This is a genomic window from Microvirga sp. 2MCAF35 (assembly GCF_052115545.1).
In the GTDB taxonomy this organism is placed as follows: Bacteria; Pseudomonadota; Alphaproteobacteria; order Rhizobiales; family Beijerinckiaceae; genus Microvirga.
In genome coordinates this window covers 117,619-134,048 of the sequence record NZ_JBFRGW010000001.1, presented here as the reverse complement: position 1 = coordinate 134,048, position 16,430 = coordinate 117,619, and the positions used below count along the sequence as shown (strand labels likewise).

The following is a 16,430-nucleotide window of genomic DNA, read 5'->3' as shown; positions in this document are numbered from 1 at the left end:
GCCATCATGCTTTCGAGAGAATCGACCTTCGAGCGCGCGGCCTGGGTGACGGAGCTGCGTGCGACCTTGTCCCTGGGCTGGCCCCTGGTTCTTGCGACCATCGCGCAGAACGCCCTGATCACGTCCGACGTCATCCTGATGGGCTGGATGGGATCGGACGCGCTGGCGGCGGGTGCGCTAGGCACCAACCTCTACTTCGCCTTCCTGATCTTCGGGATCGGCCTCGTCAACGCGACCTCGCCCATGATCGCCGAGGAGCTCGGCCGAAAGCGCCATTCCGTGCGCGAGGTGCGCCGCACGGTGCGCCAGGGCCTCTGGGCCTCGGTCACCGTCGCCGTCCCGATCTGGATCGTGGCCTGGAACGGAGAGACGATCCTGCTCGCCATCGGGCAGGCGCCCGTCCTCGCGCACAATGCCGGCCAGTATATCCGCGCCCTGCAATGGAGCCTTCTGCCGTTCCTGCTCTTCCTGGTGCTGCGCTCGTTCCTGGCGGCCCTGGAGCGCCCCGGCTGGGCCCTGTTCATTGGACTGCTCGCCATTCCGGTGAATTTCGGCGCGGCCTATGCCCTCATGTTCGGCGCCCTCGGCCTGCCGGCCTTTGGCCTGGTCGGGGCAGGGCTCGGCACGGTGATCTCGAGCACCTTCATGTTCGCGGCGCTCGCCGTGGTGATCATCCTGCATCCCAGGCTCAAGCGCTATCACGTCTTCGGGCGCTTCTGGCGGGCCGATTGGCCACGATATCGCACCCTCTGGCAGATCGGCCTGCCCATCGGCCTGACGCTGATGTTCGAGGTGACGATCTTCAATGCGGCCGCCATGCTGATGGGCCGGATCGGCGAGAGCGAGCTGGCGGCTCATGCGATCGCCCTGCAGATCGCGTCCTTCTGCTTCTCCGTCCCGCTCGGCATTGGACAGGCCGTGACGGTGCGCGTGGGCCGGGCCTACGGTGCCCAGGACGCGGCAGGCGTCACCCGGGCCGGCTGGACGTCCTTCGTGCTGGGCACCGGCTTCATGACTGTCACCGCATCGCTCATGCTGTTCGCCCCGCACCTGTTGCTCGGCGTCTTCCTCGACGTGAGCGATCCCAAGAACGCGCTCGTCATCGATCTGGCACGCACCTTCCTGGTGGTGGCCGCCATCTTCCAGCTGGTGGACGGCGCACAGGCCGTCGGTGCCGGAATGCTGCGCGGGCTGCAGGACACCCGCGTGCCGATGATCTATGCGGCGCTCGGCTATTGGGGCGTGGGCCTGCCGCTCGGCGCCACCCTGGCCTTCGGCACGTCCCTGCGGGGCGTCGGCATCTGGATCGGGCTTGCCAGCGGGCTCGCTGTGGTGGCCTGCCTGATGCTGTGGCGCTGGCTGCGCCGCGACCGGCTGGGCCTGGTCACGGCGACGCCGCGAGACGTTCAGGAGGCGTTCGCGAGCTGAGAGACGAGGTGCGAGAGATCCACGGGGGCGAACTGCGCGTCCTCACGGGTGACGCGCACCTCCTCCACCGTGAGCCGACGCCATTGCGCGAGCTGGGCCAGGGCCTCCTGCACCAGGTCCTGGGGAGCGGAGGCGCCTGCCGTCAGGCCGATCACGGCCGCACCGTCGATGAAGGAGAGCGTCAGGTCCTTCGGATCCTGCATGAGTAGGGCCTGGCGCCCCTCGTTGACGGCCACCTCGCACAGGCGGTTCGTGTTCGACGAATTGCGCGCGCCGCATACGATGATCCGCTCCGCGCGCCTGGCGATCACGCGCACGGCCATCTGCCGGTTCTGCGTGGCATAGCAGATCGTCTTGATGTCCGGCCCCTGGATCGCGGGAAAGCGCTTCTTCAGGGCTGCGATGATTTCGCGGGTATCGTCGACCGAGAGCGTCGTCTGGGTGATGTAGGCGATGCGCTCCGGGTTCAGGACCGGAACGGTCAGCGCGTCCGCGACGCTCTCGATCACATGGACCGTGCCGTCGATCTGTCCGGTTGTCCCCTCGATCTCCACATGGCCACGATGGCCGATGACGATGACCTCGCGTCCGGCCTTCGAATGGCGCTGTCCTTCGAGATGGACGCGACGCACGAGCGGGCAGGTGGCATCGAGCACCGAGAGGCCTCGCCCTGCCGCCTCCCGCTCCACCGCGCGCGAAACGCCGTGGGCGCTGAAGATGGCGACGGCGCCGTCCGGGATCTCGGCCAGATCCTCGACGAAGATCGCGCCCTTGCGCTTCAAGTCTTCGACCACGCGGCCGTTATGCACGATCTCGTGGCGCACATAGACGGGCCTGCCCGTCCGCTCAATGGCGTCCTCGACGGCCCGGATGGCGCGCTCGACCCCGGCACAGAAACTGCGCGGCGACGCAAGCAGCACGGTCAAGGGCGAATGGTCCTGAATCATGCCGCATCCTCCGTCTTCAAGGGGCGGTCGCGTGGAGCGGTGGGGCGCGTGCATCGGGCATGCCGCAACAGGGAGGCAGCGTGCTCGCCGGCCATGACCGCGCTCTCGATGGTGGCGGGAAGGGACCCGATCCAGTCGCCCGCCAGAGCGAGGTTTGCAAGAGGCCGCAGGGGAGGCTGCGGGAGTTCCTCAGCGGCTTGGCGGATGGTCGCGCGCTTCTCCTTCACCACTCGGCTCTCGGGTTGACGGTCGCTTGCCGCATCGAGCCCCAGGCCGCACAGGGCCGGCGCGATGTCGCGCCAGATCCTCGCCGCCACGTCGTTGGCATCGAGATCCACCACCGCATCGGCGGCCGAGACCGTGACGCTTACATGGGAGGGGCGGATCAGCGCCCATTGTGCCAGCGTGCCAGTGAAGCCGATGAAGCGCGGGCGCGCCAAACCCTTCATCCGGTAATGGACGTTGAGGATGGGTTCGAAGGACGTCGGCACGGGGAGCGCGGGAAGAAGCCGCCCTACCTCGTAGGGCGGGAGCGCGAGGATCACGCGGTCGTCGGGACCGAGCATCACGGTGCGGTCCGGCAATGCCAATCCGATGACACGCTCCTGGCTCGTCAGAAGCATGCGGAGGCGCTGCCCGGTGCGAATAACTGCGCCTCTTGCCGCGAGCGTGGCTATGGCGGGCTCGATCAGGTCTTCGCTCAAGCCGTTTCGCGCCACCAGGAGGCGCCCGGCACCGGGCCGGATGAGCTGCCGCAGCGCGCACGCGAGACGCTGCGAGGAGGCTTGCGCGGGCGGCGTATTGAGCACAGCCACCGTCAGAGGCTCGATCAGGCTGCCCATGATCGGACGATCGCCGATGATGGACGCGACCGGACAATCCTTCGCCGTGAAGACGAGGCGCAGGATCCGCCCGAGGTCGGGCATGGTCAGGCCGTGCGGCCGGCGCGAGGGGAACAGCCACGACCAGGGCGAGAGACCCACCCGCCGCATCTCTCCCGTTCGCCCGTCATAGAGCGGGAGCCCCTTCGGTTCGGGCTCGATCCAGCGGTCGCGGGCGCCGACGGTCTTGAGGAGATCGAGCACACGTCCATTGGCCGTGAAGAGCACATGGGTGCCGTTGTCATGGATGAAGCCGTCGGCGGGCTGAAGAGTCCGGCAGCGCCCGCCCGGCTGCGGTGCGGCCTCGTAGACGACGGCTTCGCCGCCATCGGCCGTGACAGCGAGCGCGGCGCTCAATCCTGCGATGCCTGCTCCGACGATATGTGTGCGCCGTGACGTCATGCGGGCCTCATGGCGCGGGTGATGAGATGCAGCCGGTCGGCGGTGCTCAGGCGCAGCCTGCCCTGGCGCAGGCCCCAGCCGCGTGCCTGCAGTCGGTCGAGCACGCGGCGATAATTCTCCATCATCAGGATCGCCGGTTTCAGAGCCCGGCGATCGAGACGCATGAGGGCGGCATCCGCCGCCGCAAATCCGGCGCGGGCCTCTTCCGCAAGGGTTTCGCAGACGCGCGCGAAGCGCGGATCGGCCACGAGCATGGCTGCGGGAGCATCGCCCAATCCGAGCTGCGCAAGCCGCGCGAGCGGAACATAGACCCGCTCGCGGGCAGCGTCCTCGTCCACATCGCGCAGGATGTTCACGAGCTGCAGGGTGCGTCCGAGATCGAGAGCGAAATCGTGAGCGGAAGGAACTCCGAAAATGCGGATCGAGAGCGCCCCGACGGAGCCCGCGACGCGGCGACCGTAGAGGCCGAGCTCATAGTCGTTGGCCAACCGCACCCGTTCGGCACCGTCGGTTTCCATGCCGTCGAGCAGGGCATGGCATTCTTCCAAAGGCAGCTTGAAGAGGCTCGAGGCACGGGCGAGTTCCCGGCCTATCGGCGTTTCCGGTGCGCGATGCAGCCGGTCGATCTCGCGCCGCCACTCGCGCAGGAACGCTCGTTTCTCGGAAGCAGGCGCTGCACTGTCCGCGATATCGTCCACCGTGCGGCAGAAGGCATAGACCGCATGAATGGCGCGGCGGCGCTCGGGTGAAAGGCTCTGCATGCCGAGGCGGAAGGATGAGCCTGAACGCCGCACCGCCGCCGCCGTCACTCGGTGGTCGCCGGAAGAAGGTTTATGGACGGTGCCGCGAAGGCCGCGCAGGAACGCGATACACGCATCGATCCGGCTCACCTGAACGCGCTCCAGAACCGGATCGGCCTGTCGCAGGCGCCGGCTCAGGCGCCGGGCGAGAGCGATGGTCGCGATGCTCTGCGCCCGCAGGCGGGCATTCTGCAGATGCTCCGGCAGGGATTGCGCCTGATCGATCAGCGCGTCGACCCGGTCGAGCATGGCGTCGAGGACCTCGCGGCGGAGCGCCATACGCGACGGATCGAAGAATGCCGCCTCGGAGCCCGCCGTCAGCAGCCACCGGATCGGGATGTAGATGCGGCCCATCCGCTCACGATCCCGGCCGCAATCCTGCAGGTGATTGAGGATCTGCAACGCCGTGCAAAGAGCATCGGTCGGCCCATGGGCCGAACTGCGCTCGCCGTGAACGATCAGCAGGAAACGGCCGACAGGGTTGGCGGAAGAGCGGCAATAATCGATCAGTTCCGCCCAATCGTTGTAGCGCGCCTTGACCACGTCCTGACGGAAGGCACGCAGCAGCTCGCGGGCCTGGACCAGCCCAGCCTTGTGCTTTCCGTCGACGGCATGAAGGCGCGCGGCCTGCGGGATGGCCGCATCGCCGGATATGAGCGCCTGTTCGAGCGCGTCGAGGCGCGCCAGTTTCTCGGCGGCTCCGAGATCGGGCGCATCGGCGATGTCATCGGCCGTGCGGGCGAAAGCATAGAAGGCGAGAACGGCATCCCGGTGCTCACGTGAAAGCACGAGGGACGCAACCGGGAAGTTCTCGTCGCGCGGTCGCTTGGCCGCTCTTGGAAGGTCCGCGCTCATGGCTTTTCCTCCAGAGGATAAAGCCTGCCCTTCCATCCCGCGCGGCGTGCCTGCCCGATCCGCAGGAGCACGCTCCACTGAATCGCCAGCCCGACCAGGATGGTAATGGGATGGAGAAGGATGGACCAGGGATTCTCCCGCGTCGCGAGGGTCACGAGGGTGCGTGCACTAAGGGAGAGGAGCGCCGCGCATGCGAGCAGGACACTCGGTGCAAACGGCAGGAGCAGGAACGGCAGAACATGGCCGCCGAGCAGGAGAACGGTCCAGATCGGCAGCGCCACGGGCGTCGCCATGCCCTCGTGAGCGTTCTTGGCAAAGCCGGCCCAGGCCTCGTCGAAACGCGCATACATGCGGCAGGTGGCGAGACGCTCGCCCGGCACGAGATCCGTCATATGGCCCTTGCGGCGGAACAGCCGTGCCAGCTGGATGCCGTCGTGGATGCGCGTGCGGATCGCCGCGTGTCCGCCGCTCGCCCGATAGGCTTCGCGCTCGACGAGCATGAGCTGGCCGCAGGCCGCGCCCAGTCCCGGATCGCGGGAGAGGCGCATGAACCCCATGGGAAGATAGCCGAGCAGGAGCAGATTGATCGTCGGCACCGTCAGCAGCTCGCCGAGCATGATCATGACCTGGCGCGGCACGGCACTGACGAGGCCCGCATCGCTGGCCTGCGCATGGCCTGCGAGCCAAGCCGCCGCGTGAGGGCCAAGACGGACGTCCGCATCCACGAACAGAAAATGCGTGCCCCGTGCGGCCTCGGAGAGATGGTGGCAGGCATGGACCTTGCCGGTCCAGCCGTCGTCCAGAGGTGGGGCGGTGAGGAGGTGGACGCGGGCGTCGCGGGTCGCATAGGCGCGGACGATGTCGGCGGTCGCATCCGTCGAGCCATCGTCCATGACCAGGACCTCGACCGGAACACCCATGCTGCCGAGGGCCGCATCGAGGGCGGGTCCGATGTTCTTCGCTTCGTTGCGGGCCGGGATGAGGATCGAGACGAGAACGTCTCCTTGTGGAGATAGGCGAGGCGTCGTGCGCAATACACTCAGGTTCATAAGCGCGAGCACGAACGGGATTGCGGCCAATGCGAGCAGGACGAGTGCAAGCACCGTCATGAGGGCCGCCCCTCGTGCGACGGATCGAAGGCGCGCCCGCGCAGGGCCGCCGCCATCCGCCGCCACCCGTCATAGAGCCCGCCGATACCGGCGCGACCTTCGAGCACCGTCCGGAAGCGGGCTGGGTCGCGGCTCTGCACATCGGCGCTCAGATGCGTGAGTGTCGTGGTCAGTTCACTTTCAAGCCGCTTCAGGCGGTTGGAACGCGAAAGGTTCAGAAGGTCCTGTCCGGGCATCGGCTGGCCGAAGGCGATGAAGGCTTCCGCTCCGCGTTCCAGCCAGAAGCCGTACTCGATGGCGAGTGGAAGGACGATACAGCCGGGCGCACGCTCGACGAGGTGCGCCACGCCTGGCTTGAGGCCGAGAGGCCGCTCGCGCACGTCGCCGAAGCGTCCCTGTGCGGTGATCCAGAGCGCACGATCGGGAACGGAGAGGATCTCCGCGCCGGCCTTGAGAAAGTCAGCCGCGCCGCGCGGGCTTTCGAGATCGACGCCGAAGGCGCCGATGCGACCGAAGATACCGTACTGCTTCAGCATCGCGGCGTCGATGGGCGCATAGCTTTCGTAGGATGGAAAGAACCGGTCCGCCGCCAGGATGTAGATTGCCGCGTCCCACCAGGCTGGGTGATTGGAATAGACGATGACCGGGCCCTGCTGCGGCACACTCGGCAGGCCCCAGGGGGCGATCCGCAGGGCATTCATGTGCCGCGTGAAGTAGCGCCGGAAGGTCGAGACCATGAAGCGGTGCAGCAGGGCGGAGCGGCGCGCGACGGGAGAATCTCCCGGGCGACCGGATGAAGAGTGCTCCGTTCCTGCCTTGCCCGTTTCCTGCCTCAAGACACGTTCCGTAAATTCTCGACCTTGCCGTCCGCATCGAGTGCATCGGCGGCGATCCAGCCCGACATCATGACCATCGGCATGCCCGGACCCGGATGGGCTGCGCCACCGGCCAGATAAAGGCCGCGCACCTGCCGGCTGCGGTTACCCGGCTTGAACGCGCCCATGAACTTGCCATGGCTCGCCAGACCGTAGATGGCGCCGTTGAGCACCTTGTAGCGGTCGTGAATATCCTGCGGCGTCAGGTGGCGTTCGACGACGATGCGCTCCTCGATATCGCCCATGCCGGCCGTGCGTTTCAGCTTGTCGATGATCACCTGCCGATAGGCCGGAAACATCTGCGACCAGTCGTGGTGCGGGCGAAGATAGGGCGTATGGACGAGCACATAGAGCGCCTCTCCGCCCTCCGGCGCGACGCTCGGATCGGTCGCGGATGGCGCTGCGAGATAGCAGGTGGGGTCGGGTGCCGGCTCACCGCGCCGGTAGATGAAGTCGAACTCCTCTTCCGGATCGCGGGAGAACACGAAGTCGTGATGGAGAATGTGATCGTAGCGCTTGTTCAGGCCGAGATAGAGCACCACGCCGGAGCAGGCGGGCTCGAAGTCCTTGCGCGCGTAGTGTTCGCCGACCTCGCCGCCGACGAGTTCGCGATAGGTGCGGATCGAATCCATGTTGGAGATGACGTTGTCGTAAGGCACGACTTCGCCGCTCGCGAGAATCAACCCCGTAACCGCGCCGTTCTCGATCCTGAGCGAAGACACGTCGCTGTCGGTCCTGAACGTGGCGCCGAGTTCGGTGGCCAGTTTCGCCAGGGCCTCGGCGACCGCGCGGGTGCCGCCCATGGGATACCACACCCCGTCCGCCGCCTGCATGTGGGCGATGGCGCAGAGCACGGCGGGCGAGCCGTAGGGCGATGAGCCGACATACTGCGTGAAATGATCGAGCATCTGCGCCAGGCGTTCGTCCTTCACCTTCGCCCGGATGGTGCCGGCCACCGACGAGCCCATGCGCAGAGACAAAACATCCCGCAAGGTCGCGGGATTCATGTTGGCGCGGATGTTGATGGTGTCGAAGAGATCCTCCACCGGCTTCCAGAAGAAGAACCGGTTCGAGATGTCGTGAAGATGCGCGGAGATTTCCTGGAAGCGCTTGTAGCCGTCGCCGGCGTTCTTTCCGGGCGCGAAGCGATCCATGGTCTCGGCCATGGCGTCGATGTTCTCCTGCAGGTCGATCCGGGTGCCGTCGTCGAAAAAACAGCGCCATTGCGGGTCGAGCCGCACGAGGTCGAGATAATCGGAGAGGTTGCGGCCGGCTTCCGCGAAGATGCGTTCCAGAACACGCGGCACGGTCAGGATCGTCGGTCCCATGTCGAAGCGGAAGCCGTCCTCGTGCAGAACCGCCGCCTTGCCGCCGATCCAGGGATTCTTGTCGTAGAGGGTGACCTTGTGCCCGCGGGCCGCTGAGACGCAGGCCGCCGCCAATCCGCCCAGTCCTCCGCCGATGACCGCAACCGAAGTCCCTTGAGCGTTCACGCATTCCTCCCGCGAGGCACGAGCCTGTCCGTCATTCGCCCATGTCCAATCGTGATGGTTCTAGGAAGCGCCTGGTCCAGTTCAAGACGGATCACGAAGGTTTGGGCGGCGGGCGCAGATCATGCGAAGCGAGTGACGGCCCGGCGCGCGGATCACCGGACCGAATCCGGCGGCGGCCAGGAGGGACATCAGATGGTTCACGGCGCGCGTGTTGCCACCCCAGAGCAGGTTCTTCAGCCGGTTGACGGCGGAGACCGTTCCGCTTCCTTCCTGGGACAGGACGGCCACGAGAAGCCATCCTCCAGGGCGCAGCGAATGAAAGATCCGCTCGATCGCTTCCTGGATGATCGCATCCGGCAGGAACATCTGCGGCAGGAAGGCGAGGTCGAAGGCCCGCTCGTCTTCCAGATCCTCGGCGCGTTGCCGGCGAATGACGATGCGGCTGTCCAGTCCGGCCTCCCGCACATGCCGCTCGCCGATCGAGGCCGGATGAGGTGCGGGCTCCAGGGCTACGGCCGTCAGATGTGGGAAATGCCTGCAGAGCACCATCGAAAGGCCCGCGGCGCCTGCGCCGACATCGAGGAGGGCCGCGCCGGGGGCCTCGAGGCGCGGGACGAGGCCCGGCAGGAATTTCAGTTTCGGCAGGGCCCGGGTGGTCCAGAGCCGGGTCAGGGTGCCTTGGGACTCGATGATGGCCTCATCCGTATGGGTCCAGCCATCGAGGGTCAGGGTGCCGTCGGCAAGCCTGTGCCGGAAGCTGTCGGCCTGAAGGAGAGGGGCCCGAAGGGAGGCACGGAAGGTTGCCACGCCCTCGGGCGTCGTGAAGGGCATGAGGGCGGGGCCGGCCTGAACCCGGTCCTGGTCCCACGCCACGAATCGGTGGCTTGCCAGCACGTCGATCAGCGTCCGGACGAGGGCCGGCGACAGCGAGAGGGCTTGCGCCAGTTCGCCGGTCGTCGCCGGCTTGCCGAGATGGGCGAGAAGGCCGGTCTCGGCGCAGGCCGAGAGGGCGCTGGCCGACCAGATGGCCGTGTCGGCTTCCTCGAGCACCTTCAGCACGTCGCCCGTTCGCTGGAACGATGGGGCCGCTGGACCGTGCCAGGACGGCAGTCCGATGGAACCGAGGCCTATGCGGTCTCCCCCGTGGGACAGAAGAGCATAGGCGCGCCACAGCATGGAGAGATCCTTATCTGATCGGGATCACGACCGTCGTCGCAGGCTCTCTGACGACGATCCGGGCGGCATCGAAATTCGGAGGCCCGCGGCGGCCCACGTCGTTCGAGAAGCCGTAGGGCTCGCTCGGCAGGCCGATGAAGCTGCGGTCGAGCTTGCCGTTGCCGTTCACGTCGTGAAAGACCGCGATGGCGTATGTCCCCGGCTTCACGTTCCTGATGCGCAACTCCACGGTTCCCGTCGTGGCAGGACCGCGATCCTTGTACGGGCAGGTGGCCTCCTCGAAGCTGGTGTCGCAGATTCCGGCATAAACCATGTTGCTGTCCGGCTGAACGCCTTGGGCGCGGATCGTCAGGGTTGCCGCGTGAGCGGAGGAGACGGAGAGTACAACAAAGGCGGTCAATCCAATGCGTCTCATCCGGCACCCCTCTACAGAGCCGCTTCGCCGAGCGGCGCGACGGCGGGCTTCGCCTCAAAGTCGCCTGCCTTTTGACGCTCTCGATCCTCCAGCAGCAGCCGCGTCGTGATGCGCGCTCCTTCATAGATCACCGGAAGCCCGCTGCCCGGATGCGTGCCGCCGCCGACCAGATAGACGTTGCGGCCAAAGCGGTTGTGCGGACGGAAATAGAGCATCTGCGTCAGGTTGTGCGCGAGGTTGAATGTGGCGCCCTCGAACACGGAGAACTCATCCTGCCAGCCTCGCGGCGTCACCACGCGCTCGAAGCGGATGCGGCTCTCGATGTCGTCCAATCCGAGCACCTTCAGCCGCTCGAGCGCGAGCTTGCGATAACGCGGTGCCTCGCGCGCCCAGTCGATCCCGCAGCGCAGGTTCGGCACGGGCACGAGCACGTAAAGGCTCGTGTGGCCCTTCGGCGCCAGCGACTCATCGGTCGCGCCCGCGTGTTGCACGTAAACGGATGGTTCTTCGGGCAGGATGCCGTTGGTGATCTCGTGAATGTTGCGCTCGTAGTCCCGCGACAGCAGGATCGTGTGATGGGCGAGATCGCCGACATCGCCTTCGATGCCGAGATAAAGCATGAAGGTGGAGCAGGAAATCTTCGCGCGATCGAGCTTCTTGTTCTTCCAGCGCGGGCGCATGGATTCCGGCACGAGGTGGCGCATGGCATGGCCGAAATCGCCGTTGATCACCACGGAGCCCGCCGCGAAGCGCTGGCCGCCCGCCTCGAGACCGACGGCTTCGCCATTCTCGTAAACGACGCGCTCGACCGGGGTGTTGAGGCGAATGTCGACGCCCATCTTGCGCGCGACCTTCGCCATCGCTTCCGAGACCGCTCCGCAACCGCCCATGGGATGAAAGACGCCGTGCTCGTATTCTAGAAACGACAGAATGGTGAACAGGCTCGGGCACTGGAACGGCGACATCCCGAGATATTTCGTCTGGAACGAAAAGGCGAGACGCACGCGCGGATCGGCGAAGTAGCGCTTGAGATCGCTGTCGACGCTGGAGAAGGGACGCAGCTTCGGCAAGGCGGCCAGCATCGCCGGCGAGAAGAGATCGGCGGGGCTCGAAAAAGCCTGCTCCAGCACCGGCCGGAAGGCTTCGAGCTTGTCGCGGTTGTCGTCGAGAAACCGGCGCACATTGCGCGCATCGGCGGGGGCGAGACGAGCAATTTCCTGTTCGAGTCGATCAAGATCGTAAGTGGCGCGAATGGAGCCGCCACCCTCGAAGACGACGTGATATTGCGGGTCGAGGCGCTTGAGTTCGACATGGTCTTCCAGCCGTTCGCCGCAGGCCTCGAAGATGTCCTTCAAGACGCGAGGATACAGGAAGAAGGTCGGGCCGATGTCGAACTTGTAGCCGCCGGGCGCATGGATGGTCCGGGTGCGGCCGCCGACGGCGGGTTCCCGTTCGAACACGGTGACGGGCACCCCCTCGCGCGCCAGCAGCATGGCCGAGGCCAAGCCTCCGGGGCCCGCGCCAACGATGGCGACCTGCGGTGATCGAGCGGGTTCGCGCATGAGCCCTTAGCCCTGACTGGCGTGGAACATCGGTCATCTGAACTAGACCGGGCACAGCCCTCGACCAGAGGCAATGATCCAAAATTCACGAGAAGGTGAAAATATGACTTGAAATACAGTAACGTTGTCGTAGGCTATCTAGGGCTTCTAATGAGTTTGTCTAGGCTATTTCTTGGTATAGTTTTGCATCTCTGAAGAGTGAATGAACGTATAAAAAATCGAAGCGCCTTATTCTCGCCTTTTTAAGGCTCAGTTTCACTTCCAACCGAAACGGAAGGGGAGACTGTCGTTGAAGAACATCCTCACCCGGGCATCTGCAATTGTGCCTATTCTTCTCGTAGCAGCCTGCAATACAACCGCCTCGAACGACCCGCTCACCACAGGGTCCATCTCACAAGCCAATATCGATGCAGGCCCGGCCATTCAGCGCGGCACTGCCTCCTGGTACGGCCCGGGATTCCATGGCCGCAAAACCGCCAGCGGTGAGCGGTTCAATTCTTCCGACATGACGGCCGCCCACCGCTCCCTGCCGTTCGGCACGAGGCTCAAGGTCGTGAATGAAACCAATGGCCGCTCGGTCGTCGTCCGGGTGAACGATCGCGGGCCCTTCGCTCATCGGCGGATCATCGATCTCGCGAAAGGTCCCGCTCAGGCGCTCGGCCTGACCTCCGAGGGCACGGCTTACGTATCGCTCCATCGCCTCGATTAGGCGCTTCTTAATTCCTTCCGGCGATTCTGGCCCCGATTCGGGACCAAGGGTTGCTTACATGGAATCGAGATCGTCTCAGCCGACGAATGTCATACGCTTTCCGGGCGCGCGCTCGTCGGCCAATCCCCATCGGGACCAGCGAAGCCTGATGGATGCGGTTTATTCCGCAGGATCGCTGCCGATTGCAGCAGGCGATCGCGCCACGAAGGTCATGGCGACGCGACTCACCATCTTCGGCTTCGTCGTGATCGATGAAATCCAGGCGGACGGCAGCGTGCGTCGCCTGCGCCCTTCCGAGGCGTTTCATGCGTCCACGGCGTGCCCGTGGCGCGTGTCGAAACCGTCGGGCCGTTACCGGCTCGCCGAGGATTGGCCCGAAGCGGATCAGGAATTGTTCGCTGCCCTGCAAGCCTGAAGGTCTCGCCTTTTCCATCCCCTGAACTATTTTCCTGCGCCACCGATGGCGCTTCTCAGGGGATGCCGATGCATCTGGTTCAGATTCTGCTGCCGCTCGCCGACAACAAGGGCCGCCGTCTCGACGGGGCGGTTTATGCGCGGGTCCGCAAGGAATTGGCCGAGCGGTTCGGCGGGATCACGAGCTTCACGCGCGCGCCGGCTGAGGGTGTCTGGAAGGAGGGCGGCCATACGTCTCACGACGACATCGTCGTGTTCGAAGTCATGGCCCGCGAACTCGATCATGCCTGGTGGGAGCGCTACCGCGCCGACCTGGAACGGCGATTCGAGCAGGAGACCATCGTGATGCGGGCGATCAAGGTGGAAATGCTGTAACGAGGGAACCCGACCCGCACTGCTTCGCTTGTCGTTGAAAAGTGGAGCACTCGCATGGCCAAGCCCCTCATTGTTTCGATTCCCCACAATCTCGGCCAAGCCGAAGCGATGCGGCGCCTTCACGGCGGCATGTCGGGACTGAAATCCCAGTTCGGCGACAAGGTCGCGTCCATCGACGAGAGCTGGAATGGCAACCGCATGGATTTTCGCGTCGGAGCCATGGGCCAGAACGTCAGCGGCCATCTGGAGGTGATGCAGGACCAAGTGCGTGTCGAAGTGCAGTTGCCGTGGATCCTTGCCATGATTGCAGAGAAGGCGAAGACCTTCATCCAAAAGCAAGGCACTTTGCTGCTCGAGAAGAAATGATTCTGGCTATATCCATGAATAGCCGTTCACAAAGATGAACACAGAGGGAACCAAAAGGCTCCTTCCGCGTTCTACAATCGATTGCGACCACGACCCAACGCTGGTGCGCTTCACTTAAGACATCGCATTTATTCACCACGGGCCGTGTTCTTCCGTCCGATCGCGACAACACACCTGTATTTGAGGATGGCGCTATGCATGAGCGTTTGATGACGCACTCCTATGCCCTTCGTTCGCCTGCCAAGTCCGCTTCAGAAAAACCTCTCCTCGTCTGTTTCTCCCATCTTCGCTGGGATTTCGTCTGGCAACGGCCGCAGCACCTCCTCAGCCGGGCCGTCAAGCATTATGACGTGCTGATCATCGAGGAGCCCATCTTCAAGGCGGGCGCGACGCCTCACATGGATGTGAGCGATCGGCCACAGGGCGTCACCATTGCCGTGCCGATCCTTCCTGAAGGTCTGTCTCATGAAGATATTCTTGCCGAGCAGCACGACCTGATCGAGGAACTGATCGGCCGCGAGGCCACGAGCCCAAGGGTATTCTGGTACTACACGCCGATGGCCATGGCCTTTACCAGCGATCTCGAATGCGACCTGTGCGTCTACGACAATATGGACGAGCTTTCGCTCTTCCGGGGCGCTTCGCAGGAACTGCTCGATCTGGAGAATGCTCTCTTCGCCCGCTGCGATCTGGTCTTCACAGGCGGCATGAGCCTCTACGAGGCCAAGCGCCATCGCCATCGCAGCATTCACGGCTTCCCATCATCCATCGATTTCAACCACTTCTCCCAGGCGCGTTCCATCGACAAGGATCCCGACGACCAGGCGCAGATTCCGCATGTCCGTCTCGGCTTCTTCGGCGTCGTCGACGAGCGCATGGACATCGATCTCCTGGCCGAGGTTGCGGATCTGCGTCCCGACTGGCAGTTCGTGATGATCGGTCCGGTCGTGAAGATCGATCCATCGACGCTGCCGCAGCGGTCCAATATCCACTGGCTCGGCGGAAAATCCTACAATGAGCTGCCGCATTACCTGTCAGGCTGGGATGTGGGCTTCATGAACTTCGCCTTGAACGAGGCGACCAAATTCATCAGCCCGACGAAAACGCCGGAATTCCTGGCGGCCGGCGTGCCGGTCGTCTCGACGCCGATCACCGATGTGGTGCGGCCTTATGGCGAGAAGGGTCTTGTCGAGATCGCCAGGGACGCCAAGGACGTGGTCGCCAAGGTCGAGACGATTCTCGCGCGTCCCAAGGACGCGTGGCTCGCGAAGGTCGATCGTCACCTGGCGGCCGGATCCTGGGACAAGACCTGGTCTTCCATGCACAAGCTGATGCTGGATGTCACCGGCGACACCGCGAGCGACCGGCCCGCCTCGTCCCTTCCCGTTTATGCCACCACGCCTGCGGAGTGATTTGGAATGTATGATTGGTTGATTGTCGGCGCCGGCTTTGCGGGCAGCGTTCTGGCGGAACGTCTTGCCACAGAGCGCAACGAGCGCGTCCTTCTGATCGATCGTCGCAGTCACATCGGTGGCAACGCCTATGATCGATACGACGATGACGGCCTGCTCATCCACCAGTATGGGCCTCATATCTTCCACACCAACTCAAAGCAGATCTTCGACCACCTTTCCCGCTTCACCGAATGGCGTTTCTACGAGCATCGGGTGCTGGCGGAAGTCGACGGGATGCTGGTGCCGATTCCGATCAACCTCGATACGGTCAATAAGCTTTACGGGCTGAATCTCACGTCCGAGCAGCTGCAGGACTGGTTCGCCGAGCGGGCGGAGAAGATCGGCGAGATCAAGACCTCGGAAGACGTGGTGGTCTCCGCCGTCGGCCGCGAGCTCTACGAGAAGTTCTTCCGCGGCTATACGCGCAAGCAATGGGGCCTCGACCCGTCGGAACTCGACAAGTCGGTGACCTCGCGGGTGCCGACGCGCACAAACCGTGACGATCGCTACTTCTCGGACGAATTCCAGTTCATGCCCAAGCACGGCTACACCCGGATGTTCGAGAAGATGGTGAGCCATCCCAACATCCATGTGATGACGCAGACCGATTACGACGACGTCAAGCATGTCGTTCCCCACCGCCGCGTCATTTATACGGGCCCGATCGACGAGTACTTCAATTTCCAGTTCGGCAAGCTGCCTTATCGCTCGCTGCGCTTCGAGCATGTCACTCTTGAGAAGACCTGGCATCAGCCCGTGGGCGTGGTGAACTTCCCGCAGACGCACGATTACACCCGCGTCACGGAGTACAAGCACCTCACCGGTCAGGACCATGCCAAGACAGCGCTCACATACGAGTATCCGTCCGCCGAAGGCGACCCCTACTACCCGATCCCGAAGGCGGAGAACCAGGAGCTCTTCAAGAAATACGAGCGCCTCGCCCTGTCGACGCCTGACGTCTGGTTCGTCGGCCGGTTGGCGACATACCGCTACTACAACATGGATCAGATCGTCGGTCAGGCGCTTGCCACCTTCCGGCGCATCAACGAGTCCCTGCCGGTCGGTGCCGATACCAGTTCAGTGAAAGTCGTGCCGAATTCAGCCGCCATGGTCTCATAGTCGGAAAATGCGTCGAACAATCCGCGCTAAGCATAGTTGTTGACTGCCTA

16 protein-coding genes are annotated in these 16,430 nt (G+C 64.5%); 7 read left to right on the top strand and 9 right to left on the bottom strand.

Features of this window, described 5'->3' with window-relative positions; all coding sequences use genetic code 11:
* Positions 1 to 6 precede the first annotated feature (6 nt).
* Positions 7 to 1,428, top strand: coding sequence for an MATE family efflux transporter (locus AB4097_RS00605; protein WP_442036202.1), 1,422 nt, complete (start codon positions 7 to 9; stop codon positions 1,426 to 1,428).
* Here the strand turns inward: AB4097_RS00605 and ispH are convergent.
* The 9 genes from ispH to crtI form a co-directional block, all read right to left on the bottom strand.
* Positions 1,407 to 2,375, bottom strand: a complete 969-nt coding sequence (gene ispH, locus AB4097_RS00600) for a 4-hydroxy-3-methylbut-2-enyl diphosphate reductase (protein WP_442036200.1) — start codon at positions 2,373 to 2,375, stop codon at positions 1,407 to 1,409. The genes AB4097_RS00605 and ispH overlap by 22 nt on opposite strands.
* The gene (locus tag AB4097_RS00595) at positions 2,372 to 3,658 is read right to left on the bottom strand and encodes a hydroxysqualene dehydroxylase (protein WP_442036198.1); all 1,287 of its coding nucleotides are present in this window, start codon (positions 3,656 to 3,658) and stop codon (positions 2,372 to 2,374) included. Before AB4097_RS00595 ends, ispH begins: the two co-directional genes overlap by 4 nt.
* A complete protein-coding gene (locus AB4097_RS00590) occupies positions 3,655 to 5,313 on the bottom strand; it encodes a squalene/phytoene synthase family protein (RefSeq protein ID WP_442036196.1) in 1,659 nt (552 codons plus the stop codon). Before AB4097_RS00590 ends, AB4097_RS00595 begins: the two co-directional genes overlap by 4 nt.
* Positions 5,310 to 6,422: a glycosyltransferase gene (locus AB4097_RS00585; RefSeq protein ID WP_442036194.1), complete on the bottom strand. Its 1,113-nt coding sequence runs from the start codon at positions 6,420 to 6,422 to the stop codon at positions 5,310 to 5,312. The genes AB4097_RS00590 and AB4097_RS00585 overlap by 4 nt, the downstream gene beginning before the upstream one ends.
* The gene (locus AB4097_RS00580; RefSeq protein WP_442036386.1) at positions 6,419 to 7,159 is read right to left on the bottom strand and encodes a lysophospholipid acyltransferase family protein; all 741 of its coding nucleotides are present in this window, start codon (positions 7,157 to 7,159) and stop codon (positions 6,419 to 6,421) included. The genes AB4097_RS00585 and AB4097_RS00580 overlap by 4 nt, the downstream gene beginning before the upstream one ends.
* A gap of 95 nt (positions 7,160 to 7,254) precedes the next feature.
* A complete protein-coding gene (locus tag AB4097_RS00575; protein WP_442036192.1) occupies positions 7,255 to 8,790 on the bottom strand; it encodes a phytoene desaturase family protein in 1,536 nt (511 codons plus the stop codon).
* Positions 8,791 to 8,871: 81 nt separating this feature from the next.
* On the bottom strand, positions 8,872 to 9,966 hold the full coding sequence (locus AB4097_RS00570) for an SAM-dependent methyltransferase (RefSeq protein WP_442036190.1): 1,095 nt from the start codon (positions 9,964 to 9,966) through the stop codon (positions 8,872 to 8,874).
* A 10-nt stretch (positions 9,967 to 9,976) separates the two neighbouring features.
* The gene (locus tag AB4097_RS00565) at positions 9,977 to 10,366 is read right to left on the bottom strand and encodes a DUF2141 domain-containing protein (protein WP_442036188.1); all 390 of its coding nucleotides are present in this window, start codon (positions 10,364 to 10,366) and stop codon (positions 9,977 to 9,979) included.
* Positions 10,367 to 10,392: 26 nt separating this feature from the next.
* Positions 10,393 to 11,943 (bottom strand): phytoene desaturase family protein, encoded by a 1,551-nt coding sequence (gene crtI / locus AB4097_RS00560; protein ID WP_442036186.1) that lies wholly within the window; start codon positions 11,941 to 11,943, stop codon positions 10,393 to 10,395.
* Positions 11,944 to 12,232: 289 nt separating this feature from the next.
* On the opposite strand from crtI, the gene AB4097_RS00555 reads away from it, so the two are divergent.
* The 6 genes from AB4097_RS00555 to glf all read left to right on the top strand — a co-directional run bounded on the left by AB4097_RS00555 (position 12,233) and on the right by glf (position 16,380).
* Positions 12,233 to 12,652 (top strand): septal ring lytic transglycosylase RlpA family protein, encoded by a 420-nt coding sequence (locus tag AB4097_RS00555; protein ID WP_442036184.1) that lies wholly within the window; start codon positions 12,233 to 12,235, stop codon positions 12,650 to 12,652.
* Between the two features lie 58 nt (positions 12,653 to 12,710).
* Positions 12,711 to 13,067 carry a hypothetical protein gene (locus AB4097_RS00550; RefSeq protein WP_442036182.1) on the top strand — a complete coding sequence of 119 codons (357 nt, stop codon included), beginning with the start codon at positions 12,711 to 12,713 and terminating at the stop codon, positions 13,065 to 13,067.
* Positions 13,068 to 13,135: 68 nt separating this feature from the next.
* Positions 13,136 to 13,441 (top strand): hypothetical protein, encoded by a 306-nt coding sequence (locus AB4097_RS00545; RefSeq protein WP_442036180.1) that lies wholly within the window; start codon positions 13,136 to 13,138, stop codon positions 13,439 to 13,441.
* Between the two features lie 54 nt (positions 13,442 to 13,495).
* Positions 13,496 to 13,807, top strand: coding sequence for a polyhydroxyalkanoic acid system family protein (locus AB4097_RS00540; protein ID WP_442036178.1), 312 nt, complete (start codon positions 13,496 to 13,498; stop codon positions 13,805 to 13,807).
* A gap of 209 nt (positions 13,808 to 14,016) precedes the next feature.
* Entirely contained in the window at positions 14,017 to 15,219 is a 1,203-nt protein-coding gene (locus AB4097_RS00535) for a glycosyltransferase (protein ID WP_442036176.1), read from the top strand.
* Positions 15,220 to 15,225: 6 nt separating this feature from the next.
* The gene (glf, locus tag AB4097_RS00530) at positions 15,226 to 16,380 is read left to right on the top strand and encodes a UDP-galactopyranose mutase (protein ID WP_442036174.1); all 1,155 of its coding nucleotides are present in this window, start codon (positions 15,226 to 15,228) and stop codon (positions 16,378 to 16,380) included.
* Positions 16,381 to 16,430 lie beyond the last annotated feature (50 nt).

What these genes read in the sequence shown, in the direction of transcription:
- AB4097_RS00540 (WP_442036178.1), top strand. Translation starts at nt 13,496, where the DNA reads ATGGCCAAGCCCCTCATTGTTTCGATTCCCCACAATCTCGGCCAAGCC.
- AB4097_RS00590 (WP_442036196.1), bottom strand. Translation starts at nt 5,313, where the DNA reads ATGAGCGCGGACCTTCCAAGAGCGGCCAAGCGACCGCGCGACGAGAAC.
- AB4097_RS00535 (WP_442036176.1), top strand. Translation starts at nt 14,017, where the DNA reads ATGACGCACTCCTATGCCCTTCGTTCGCCTGCCAAGTCCGCTTCAGAA.
- glf (WP_442036174.1), top strand. Translation starts at nt 15,226, where the DNA reads ATGTATGATTGGTTGATTGTCGGCGCCGGCTTTGCGGGCAGCGTTCTG.
- ispH (WP_442036200.1), bottom strand. Translation starts at nt 2,375, where the DNA reads ATGATTCAGGACCATTCGCCCTTGACCGTGCTGCTTGCGTCGCCGCGC.
- AB4097_RS00585 (WP_442036194.1), bottom strand. Translation starts at nt 6,422, where the DNA reads ATGACGGTGCTTGCACTCGTCCTGCTCGCATTGGCCGCAATCCCGTTC.
- AB4097_RS00570 (WP_442036190.1), bottom strand. Translation starts at nt 9,966, where the DNA reads ATGCTGTGGCGCGCCTATGCTCTTCTGTCCCACGGGGGAGACCGCATA.
- AB4097_RS00545 (WP_442036180.1), top strand. Translation starts at nt 13,136, where the DNA reads ATGCATCTGGTTCAGATTCTGCTGCCGCTCGCCGACAACAAGGGCCGC.
- AB4097_RS00550 (WP_442036182.1), top strand. Translation starts at nt 12,711, where the DNA reads ATGGAATCGAGATCGTCTCAGCCGACGAATGTCATACGCTTTCCGGGC.
- AB4097_RS00595 (WP_442036198.1), bottom strand. Translation starts at nt 3,658, where the DNA reads ATGACGTCACGGCGCACACATATCGTCGGAGCAGGCATCGCAGGATTG.
- crtI (WP_442036186.1), bottom strand. Translation starts at nt 11,943, where the DNA reads ATGCGCGAACCCGCTCGATCACCGCAGGTCGCCATCGTTGGCGCGGGC.
- AB4097_RS00580 (WP_442036386.1), bottom strand. Translation starts at nt 7,159, where the DNA reads ATGGTCTCGACCTTCCGGCGCTACTTCACGCGGCACATGAATGCCCTG.
- AB4097_RS00605 (WP_442036202.1), top strand. Translation starts at nt 7, where the DNA reads ATGCTTTCGAGAGAATCGACCTTCGAGCGCGCGGCCTGGGTGACGGAG.